Origin of the sequence: Blautia intestinihominis (assembly GCF_040096655.1) — a bacterium.
Taxonomy (GTDB): domain Bacteria; phylum Bacillota; class Clostridia; order Lachnospirales; family Lachnospiraceae; genus Blautia_A; species Blautia_A intestinihominis.
On sequence record NZ_JBBMEI010000097.1, the window covers coordinates 1 to 10,061 of the forward strand.

The following is a 10,061-nucleotide window of genomic DNA, read 5'->3' on the forward strand; positions in this document are numbered from 1 at the left end:
GCCCGCATCGGGGGAAGCCTATCTGGTTGCCAGAAACATTACTGTGACACCAAGGGAAGCAGAAACAGACGGATCCAATGGCGGTCAGGAACAGGAAACCGGCGATGACGAACCGGAGGCAGACCCCGTCCTCCCGACCATAAGCCCGGAAGATGCCCCGGAAACTCTGGAAGAGCCGGAAGAAACGGAGGAGCCAGAAGAAGAGGAAGCAGAAGGATTTTCCGATGAGGAACCAGAGGATGGAAGCCATCAGGTTGACATCGTACAGGGAAATGAATTCAATATTGAACTGGACCACGAGGACGGACGTTACCAGACGGGGGAGATGGTCAACTTTTCCGGTGATATCCCGCAGGGAAGCCTGATCGCAGTGGGAACAAGTCTTGTCGAAGCAAACCAGACAGAGAATACCGAAGATCTTCTGTATGCAGAAGTAAGCTACGATGAGGGAACAAATTCCTTCAGCTTTGAGATGCCGGAAGATGATGTTGCATTAAGTGTGCTATATGACCAGGCTGAGGGCGGTATTAGTACCGTGGCAGCTTCCGATGGAGACTTGTGGGATGATTCAACAGACATTGAAGCTAATACCTATTACTATTATTCAGATGGAAAACTGCATCCGTTTGATTCTGTTATGGGACAGGGCGGAAATGATTCCTATAAGTATATCCGTTACAAAGCAGGCGGAAAGACTTATACCGTCTATGCATACTGTATGCAGCACAGTAAACAGTCCCCGCCAAGTGGAACGACTTATAAAAATATGGTCGAACTGGATGAAGGTGGCGATGACCGTTATTTAAGGAAGGCCATGTTTTACGGATATGGCGGTCCCGGATGGGGCGGCACATTCAACGGCTATAATATCAAATCCATCATGGAAAAATACGGCTGTTCCTCCGAGACCCGTGCAATGCAGCATTATCTGGTCGATTATTTATATGACGGGGAATCCGGATTTGGCGGCTCCCTTTCGACAACTGCCAAAAACATGTTAAAAGAGATCAAGGCAGCCCTTTCAAAGATGCCGGATCCAACGACCATGGAACTGACACCAGGGCTCAGTGCTTCTGCAAATGGAAACCAGAGCCCGACATTTACATGGAAGGCAAATGCAGCTTTTGTGATCACGATCCATCTGGAAAACGGGGTCTCCCTTGTAAATGAGACGACAGGAAAAACCGGGACCGGAAATGTGAGCGTAAAGGGCGGTGAAAAATTCCATCTGGAAGCAACCACCCAGAATATTGGAAGCCTGAAAGGAAAATATGCGATCACATCCAACTATCCGCTTAATTTCCATGCCATGCTCTTAAAGCTGGCGAACAGCCAGGATATCGGATTTGGATATTATACCGATACACTGGAGCTGAACCTGGAGGTAGACTGGCCGGATGAAGCAACGGTCAAGATCATCAAAAAAGATAAGGGAAGCAACGCGCTCCTTGCAGGTGCCGTTTACGGCATCTATGCAGATGAAGCCTGCACGAAACTTATCAAAAAAATGCCGGCAACAAATGCAAAAGGGGAATCCGAAGTAAAGATCACCAAAACACAGGATACCGTTTACCTTCGTGAGATTTCAGGCCCGTCCGGATATGTGCTGGATACGAAAGCCTATGGGGTAAAGCTGGTCGTGGGGCAGACCGCTTCCAAGAACTTAACGGATAAAGAGCAAAAGGGTGCACTCACCATTTATAAAGAAGGAGAAGTGCTCACCGGAGCTGCCGTCACGGAAAATGGTGTGACATTTACCTACGAAAAACAGAAATTGAAAGGAGCCGTTTACAGTGTTTATGCAGGTGCAGATATCAAGGCGGCAGATGGCACCCTCATCTATAAAAAAGGTGCGCTTGTCAAGGATAATCTGGTTACCGGAGATGACGGAAGCGTTACGTTAAAAGATCTCTATCTTGGCACCTACACAGTAACCGAGACGAAGGCTCCGGATAATTATGTATGCAAAGGAGAGTCCAAGAATGTCGAGCTTGTGTATGCAGGCCAGACCGTAGAAGTGCAGACTGGCAGTGCAACATTTTTAAATGAACGCCAGAAGGCAGCAGTCCGTGTGGAAAAACAGGACGAAGAGACCAAAAATCCGCTCTCCGGAGGTATTTACGGGCTGTATGCAGCAGAAGATATCAAAGTTGATGGTAAGACCGTTGTTCCCAAAGGAACACTGATTGAAAAAGCAACGACCGGAGCCGATGGAAAAGCTTCTTATAAAGCGGAACTTCCGATCAATTACAGCTACAGCATCCGGGAGATCCAGGCACCGGAACTTTACCTTAGAAACAGTGAGGATACTTACACCTTCACTTTTAAGTTTACCAATGATAAGGAAGAAAAGGTAAACTTTAGCTATACCTTTACAAATAAACGTGTAAATGCAACAATCGACCTGGTAAAAGAAGACAGCAAGACAGGAAACAGCGCACAGGGAGATGCCGTATTTGAAGGAGCCATTTACGGGCTCTATGCAAGGGAAGACATTAACCATCCGGATGGCAGGAGCGGAGTCCTTTATAAAAAGGACGAGCAGGTAGCTACCCTGACGACCGATAAAGCGGGAAAAGCAAGTGTAAGCAACCTGTATCTTGGAAAGTATTATTTGAAGGAGATCACGCCTCCAGTAGGTTATCTTCTGGACGAAGAGGAGCATGATGTAAACTGTAACTACGAAGGAGATCAGGTAGAGACGGTAAAACGAAATACCGTTTCCAAAGAAGACGTGATCAAACAGCCATTCCAGTTGATCAAAGCAGCGGATAATGATAAGACCGATGCGGATCTTTTAAAAGGTGCCGGATTCTCTGCTTATCTGATCAGCAGCCTGACTGTAAAGGACGATGGAAGTTATGACTTTACAAATGCGACCCCGATCGTTCTTACGGAAGACGGAAAAACAGAAATGTTTACCGATGAACGCGGCTATGCGTGCAGCATCCCGATTCCTTATGGACGCTACATTGTCCGTGAGACTACAACACCGCATAATTTTATGCCGGTAGATGATTTTATCGTAACCGTAACCGAGAACAGCAGCACACCGCAGGTATGGAGAGTCCTTTTGGACGATGAGTTCAAAGCAAAGCTTAAGATCGTGAAACAGGATGATGAGACCAAACAGCTGGTCCTCCTTGCCAATACAGAATTCAAAGTGTATGACCTGGATGCGAAAAAGTATGTGGAACAGGTAACGACCTATCCAAATACGGTTGTCCATAAATCCTATTTTACGGACGAAAATGGTTACCTGATCCTTCCGGAATCCTTAAAATGCGGAAATTACAGGATCGAGGAAGTGAGCGCGCCGGATGGCTACACCCAGAATACCCAGTATGTGGAGATCAAAGTTGACAAGAATACAGCTTATCAGATGGATTCTGTCAGCGGGGATGCCATTATTACCGTGACCTATGAAAACCATCCGGTCAAAGGTAAACTGGTGATCCATAAATCCGGTGAAACCTTAAAATCCTTTAAAAAGGATTTTGTATACGAAGAAACTTCCCTGGAAGGGGCAGAATTTGAAATCTACGCAGCAGAAGATATTTTCACACCGGATCATCAGGTGGACGAGCAGGGAAACCGTCACGTGATCTATGCAAAGGATACCCTGGTAAAAACAGTGATCACTGATAAAAATGGGGAAGCTGTTATCAAAGATCTTCCGCTTGGAAAATACCGTGTGAAAGAAACAAAAACACCGGCCGGATTTGTCTTAAATCCAGACAGTCAGGAAGTATCCTTTATCTATAAGGATCAGAACACACCGGAGATCGAAGAAAAACTGGAATTTTCCAATGAACGCCAGAAAGTAGAGCTGAGTGTGGAAAAACAGGATGCCGAGACCGGAAAGACTTTAAAAGGTGCAACCTTTGGATTATACAATAAAGAAGCAATTTCTTCCGGCGACAAGGTAATCGTAAAAGCAGATACACTGCTTCAGGAGATCACAAGCAACGAAAAAGGTAAGGCAGCGTTTACGCTGGATCTTCCGCTTGGCAGATACTATGTAAAAGAGCTGCAGGCGCCGGCGGGTTATGTATCTTCCGATGAGATCCTGGAATTTGATGCCACATACCAGGGCCAGGACGTAAAAACGATCAAATTAAAATCCGTGAAGAAAAACCAGCCGACAACGGTAGAAGTGACAAAAGCAGACATCACGACTGGAACAGAACTTGACGGGGCTTCCATGAGTGTACTGGATAAGGATGGCAACGTGATCGATTCCTGGACATCCGTAAAAGATTCCCCTCATGTGATCAAGAGACTTCAGGTTGGAAAAACATACATTCTGCGTGAGGAGCTTGCACCATACGGTTACTTACGTGCAACAGACGTAGAGTTTACGATCTCTGATACTGCAGAAGTACAGAAAGTCAAAATGGAAGATGAAGTCCCGGTAGCAAGACTTCTGGTAAACAAGAAAGGGGAATTCTTAGACAGCGTATCCCTTCTTGACAATGCAAAAGGCATGATCGAGCACCTGTTCAACTATGTGACCGGAAACCTGACTGATGTAACCTTCAATGTTTACGCGGCAGAAGCCATCCGTGCAGCTGACGGGGTAAGTGCAGATTATTATGCGGCAGATGAACTGGTCGGCTCCATTACAACAGATGGAAATGGCATCGCCCAGATGGATAACCTTCCGCTTGGACGTTATTACATCGTGGAAAAAGAGACCGCACATGGCTACGTTCTGGATAATGAACCAAGATATGTGGATCTTACATACCGTGACCAGGATACACCTCTGGTTACTTATAGTGCCGACTGGCAGAATGCGCGCCAGAGGGTACAGGTGGAAGTCCTGAAAAAAGAAAAGGACAGTGACAAAGTACTTTCCGGGGCAATCTTTGGCCTCTATGCAGCAGACGATATCGTATCTTCTAAAGGAAAAGTACTCCTTGCGAAAGACACCCTGATCGAACTGAAGACCACAGATGAGGATGGAAAGATCCAGTTTGTTGCAGATCTCCCGGTTGACAGCAGGTACTACATTAAGGAACTTGCCGCCCCGGATGGCTATGTAACAGACCAGGAACCGCAGGAATTCACTTTTGAGTACCAGGGCAGTGGAACCAGTGTTGCAGAGTATGCGTTCACCTTTGAAGATGAACAGACTACGGTAGAACTTTCCAAAGCAGACCTGACGGACAAAAAAGAACTTCCGGGAGCATCCTTAAAGGTAACAGATGAGAATGGAAATACGGTGGATGAATGGGTATCCAAAGAGGAAGCACATATCATCAAGGGTCTTATCGTAGGAAAGAAATACAAGATGACAGAAACAAAGCCGGCAGATGGTTATGTGACTGCGGAAAGTATTGAATTTACCGTCGAAAACACAAAAGAAGTACAGAAACACCAGATGCTTGATGATGTGACCAAAGTGGAAATCAGCAAGAAAGACATTACGGATTCCAGTGAGGTACCGGGAGCAAAACTGATCATCCTGGATAAAGATGGAAAGAAAGTTGAAAGCTGGACGTCCACGGATAAACCGCATATGGTCGAAAAACTTCCGGTAGGCGAATATACCCTTCGTGAAGAGCAGGCCCCGGATGGATACCTCATTGCGGAAGATGTGAAATTTACGGTAAAAGATACTGGAAAAGTCCAGAAAGTCAAAATGAAGGACGCACATCCGTATGGAAAACTGGTCATCAAAAAGACCGATTCCACCAGTAAGGCAGCCCTTTCAGGAGCAGAATTTGAACTGCGTGAAAAGGAAAGCGGAAAAGTCGTAGAAAAACTGGTAACGGATAAGACCGGAACAGCGACAAGCGGCAAGATTCCGATTGCTACTTATAAAAATGGAAAAGTAGAGAAAACCGTGGAATATATCCTGGTAGAGACCAAAGCACCAAATGGTTATGAATTAAGCAGCAAAAAAGAAGAGATCCGCTTTGAATACAAAGACGGAAAAACCAAGGTGATCGAGATCGTAAAAGAGATCAAAAACACCAAATCCCCTTCCGGCAGCACACCGACAGGAAACAGCCCGAAAACAGGGGACAGCACCAACATCTGGCTTCCGATCCTTCTGGCAGTCCTTTCTGCCTGCGGCATTGGCGGCGTGATCTGGTATAAGAAGAAAAAAGGAAATTAAGGAATACGGTTCAGGGCTGCTCGATTTACCGGCAGCCCTCTTTCCAGGAAGAATAATCGGAGGTTTGTATGAGACACATAAAAGAAATCATGATCGTGGCAGTCTGCCTGATGGTACTCAGCTTTTGCGTATGTACCGGTTTTGGCATTTACTTTATGTACCGGGAAGGTGTGCAGGAATATGAAGACCTGCATACATACGTCAAGGAAACAGATGAGGATGACCACACAGAAGGAACAGACGGAAGCGATGGGAAACAGACCGTGGTTGATTTTAAGGCATTAAAAAAGATCAATCCGGATATCGTTGCATGGATCCGGATCCCGGATACCAGCATTGATTATCCGGTAGTCCAGGGAAACGATGACTCCTATTACCTGACGCATACTTTTAAGAAGACAGAACATGTGGCAGGGGCCATTTTCCTGGATTCCGATAACAATGCCGATTTTTCTGATGACAAGAACATCATTTATGGCCACAATATGAAAGATGGCAGCATGTTCCGCGGACTTCGAAATTTCCTTGACGATGAATTTTTAAAAGAACACCATATCCTCTATCTGTATCTTCCGGATGAAGGGGTATGGATCTTTGTGATCGTAAAATGCGAGTATACACCGGCAGATGGAGATGCTTTTTTACTTGGAACGCAGGAAGAAGTTCCGACGCTTCTGCTTTCTACCTGTGGAACAGATGCCTCCAAACGTCTGGTCGTATGGTGTGAAAGGCAGGAAGAGAAAGGTGAACAGATAGAATATTCTGACGAGGAAACAGAAGTACAGGAAGCCACGGATGCTCTTGCTTTCTTTGATGGGGAGTTTGTGGAAAACAAAACCCATGATTTTATTTAAATGCTTGCAGAAATTTAATGGATAATTTCTAAAAAATATAACATTTTTATTTTCAGGTCTTTCTGGATGGACAGGAACAATCATGGTCTATCCGGGAGGGCCTTTTTTTATTGCAGGAATGGCGTAAAATGGCTCTTTTGATGGAAATATGATTGCAGAAAAATGAAAAAAGAAATGTTAGTTCTGACTATCATGTCCAGTATGCCGCAAATCATTTGGAGAAGGCGAAGGATGTGTTTATGAAAGTGATGAAGATCCTCTGGATTTATATAGCCCAGTGGAAGGAAAAATAGAAATTAAACTGAAATGATAAAAAAATATAGAAAAAAGAATTGACAATTGTATTCTACAGTTGTAGAATACAATTAACTTCTACAGATGTAGAAAATAAAATTCTAGGAGAATCCACGATGAAGACAAAATTTATGACACTTATGACGGTAGCAACACTTGGGATTTTTTCAGCTGCAACGGTTATGGCAGCAGGAAATAACGATTTCTATACACAGCCGCCGGCTGGATCTGAATGGGAAAAAGCAGATACGGAAGGTACCTATGCAAGCTATACGAACGGAAATGATTATGTAAATATCTATAAATATTCACTGGAGGATGTCAAAACAGGGATTGCCAAATGCAATGACACATACGATGCCTGCTATCAGACAATTTATTCAGAGGGAAACAGCCTGTATATGGCAGTGGGATATGCAAAAGATGCAGATGACATCAGTGACGTCAGAAAATTTGTAGAATATATTTCGTATCCTGGAAATCCTTCACTTACCAGACAGGAGAATGAAAACCAGACCGATGATTCTTCTGATGATTCTGATAAGGCAACTACAGATACTGCCAGTCAGAAGTCAGGAGGAGATTCAGATTCCTCCGATACAGAAGAAAATGCTTCTGCAAAATCCTCGGACAGCAATGATGATTCCGATATCCTTTCTACCTCACCAATGACATTAGTTGACAGTGATGGAAATACCATTGAGATTAATTACATTCTTCACAAAGATTATTCTTGTGAATATCGTGGAGATGATGGAATGAACTATACCGATAATGGGGATGAGACTTATACCGACGAAAATGGAAATACCTACTCAGCTCTGAATGATGATACTCATCATCTGGGACATACGTTGGAACAGCATGACCTTCAGGATGCAAACGGTAATACTGTGACGGTTACGGAAACTACAAATGGTGATTATTATTTCCAGGATGAAAATGGTACAGGATTTACGGACAACGGAGACGGGACATGGAGTGATGAAAATGGCAGCAGTTATACAGAAATAGACTGATAGTGGTCAGTAGCTGCAGGAATGGCAAGGGCATTTGCAAATTGTGCAAAAGCCCTTGCCATTTCCGTGAACTGTGGTAAAATAGAGTTATTCCTACATTTGTAGAAAATATGTAACAGGAGGTATGAAAAAGTGAAAAAAACTTACCAGAGACTTCCGGAATCAGAGCTGGATATTATGCTCGTTCTTTGGAATAATACTCCGCCGATGACCAGACCGGAGATTGAGAAAGTGATCAATATGAAGAAAAATCTTGCATCAACAACAATTTTGTCATTGCTGACCAGACTGGAGAACAAAAATTTCGTGGAAGTGACGAAACAGGGAAAAATGAATCTGTATACACCCCTGGTTTCGCAGTCAGATTATCAGGCACATGAAAGCCAGAGTGTTCTTGAGAAGCTTTATGGGAATTCACTAAAAAAGTTTGTAACTTCACTTTATCATGGAAAGAAAATCAGCTCGGAAGAAGTCCAGGATCTCAGTGAATTTCTTAAGAACCTGGAGGACAGGGAGGAATAGCAAATTATGGAGGTTTTCATTCTGCACATTCTGAAACTGAACATTATTGCAGCAGTAGTAATTTTACTGGTAAAAGTGCTTGCGACTCTGTTTAAAGGACGTGTATCAGCGAGATGGAAGTACTTTATCTGGCTGTTGATTACGATAAGCCTTTGTGTTCCGGTGCGCCTTCCGGAGAATCTGGCACTGGTGGATTTCAAAGTACTTAGAAGCAGTCAACAGAATACGCAAAACCCGAAGATAACGGATTACGCAGTCAGACCAGAGAAAAGTCAGAAGATAACAGAAACCGTATCATCTGCGAGCAATGACATGAAAAATCTGACAGAAATCCCGGAACAAAAGAGAACTGTCAGGTACGAATCAGATAAATGGCTGGGAATTGTGGCTTTGATTTTTGCTGCTGTCTGGCTGAGCGTAACGGTACTTAAACTGACAGGAGAATTGCTGGCATATTATTTTTCTATAAGGAATCTGGAACGGATGAGTCTACAGGTAAGTGATACGGTGAGTATTCAGATGTACCGTGCAGCGTGTCAAAAGAAGCACGTACGCAGAATACCGGAACTCAGGCAAAACGCAGGTCTTACCACACCGCTTCTTGCAGGACTTTTACATACAAAATTGTATCTACCAGCAACCGGGTATTCAGCAGAAGAAAGAAAACTTATCTTTTACCATGAACTTACACATTATTGCCATCGGGATCTCTGGTATAAGATGCTCCTTCGAATCTGTGCATCGATATACTGGTTCAATCCCTTTCTTCTTATCATGCTGAAAGAAGCGGATAAGGATATTGAAAATCTGTGTGATACAGCGGTTGTTCGCAGAGTTAATAAAAAGGAACATAAATTATATCGACAGCTGCTTCTCAGGACAGTGGCCATGGAAAATCAGATTCCATATGTGACAGCAAGTCTTAATGACAGCGAAATGGTGTTTAAAGATCGGATTCTGTATATGGTGAACATTCGGAAACTCCGCAAAGGAATTCTTCCGGGAATTCTTGTGACGCTGCTGCTTGCAGGCGGTAATCTGGTATTTAATGTCTCTGCCGGGACAGATACAGTTTCAGTAGAGACGGAGAAGTCTGGTATTGAAAAAAATGCAGATCCAGAGAAAAATAATGTACCGGATTATGCACCGTTTTCTGAAATGGTAACTATGCAGAAAGCTGCTGAAACACAGGACGAAGGAGGAGTGACAGAGAATACAGATACAGAGGATTCTGTAGACGAAGAG

General features: G+C 43.9%; 5 protein-coding genes. All 5 read left to right on the forward strand.

Going from position 1 to position 10,061, the window contains the following annotated elements; all coding sequences use genetic code 11:
- The first annotated feature begins 43 nt into the window (after window positions 1-43).
- Window positions 44-6,127: a SpaA isopeptide-forming pilin-related protein gene (locus tag WMO75_RS17480; protein WP_349078612.1), complete on the forward strand. Its 6,084-nt coding sequence runs from the start codon at window positions 44-46 to the stop codon at window positions 6,125-6,127.
- A 68-nt stretch (window positions 6,128-6,195) separates the two neighbouring features.
- The gene (srtB, locus tag WMO75_RS17485) at window positions 6,196-6,981 is read left to right on the forward strand and encodes a class B sortase (RefSeq protein WP_349078614.1); all 786 of its coding nucleotides are present in this window, start codon (window positions 6,196-6,198) and stop codon (window positions 6,979-6,981) included.
- A 410-nt stretch (window positions 6,982-7,391) separates the two neighbouring features.
- Window positions 7,392-8,294 carry a hypothetical protein gene (locus WMO75_RS17490; RefSeq protein ID WP_015542765.1) on the forward strand — a complete coding sequence of 301 codons (903 nt, stop codon included), beginning with the start codon at window positions 7,392-7,394 and terminating at the stop codon, window positions 8,292-8,294.
- Between the two features lie 132 nt (window positions 8,295-8,426).
- Window positions 8,427-8,816 carry a BlaI/MecI/CopY family transcriptional regulator gene (locus WMO75_RS17495; RefSeq protein WP_055153430.1) on the forward strand — a complete coding sequence of 130 codons (390 nt, stop codon included), beginning with the start codon at window positions 8,427-8,429 and terminating at the stop codon, window positions 8,814-8,816.
- A gap of 6 nt (window positions 8,817-8,822) precedes the next feature.
- Window positions 8,823-10,061 (forward strand): M56 family metallopeptidase (locus WMO75_RS17500; RefSeq protein ID WP_349078617.1); only part of this gene is annotated, 1,239 nt, incomplete at its 3' end.

Bases quoted from the DNA above. Each gene is read 5' to 3' on its own strand.
- srtB (WP_349078614.1), top strand. From the start codon at position 6,196: ATGAGACACATAAAAGAAATCATGATCGTGGCAGTCTGCCTGATGGTA.
- WMO75_RS17490 (WP_015542765.1), top strand. From the start codon at position 7,392: ATGAAGACAAAATTTATGACACTTATGACGGTAGCAACACTTGGGATT.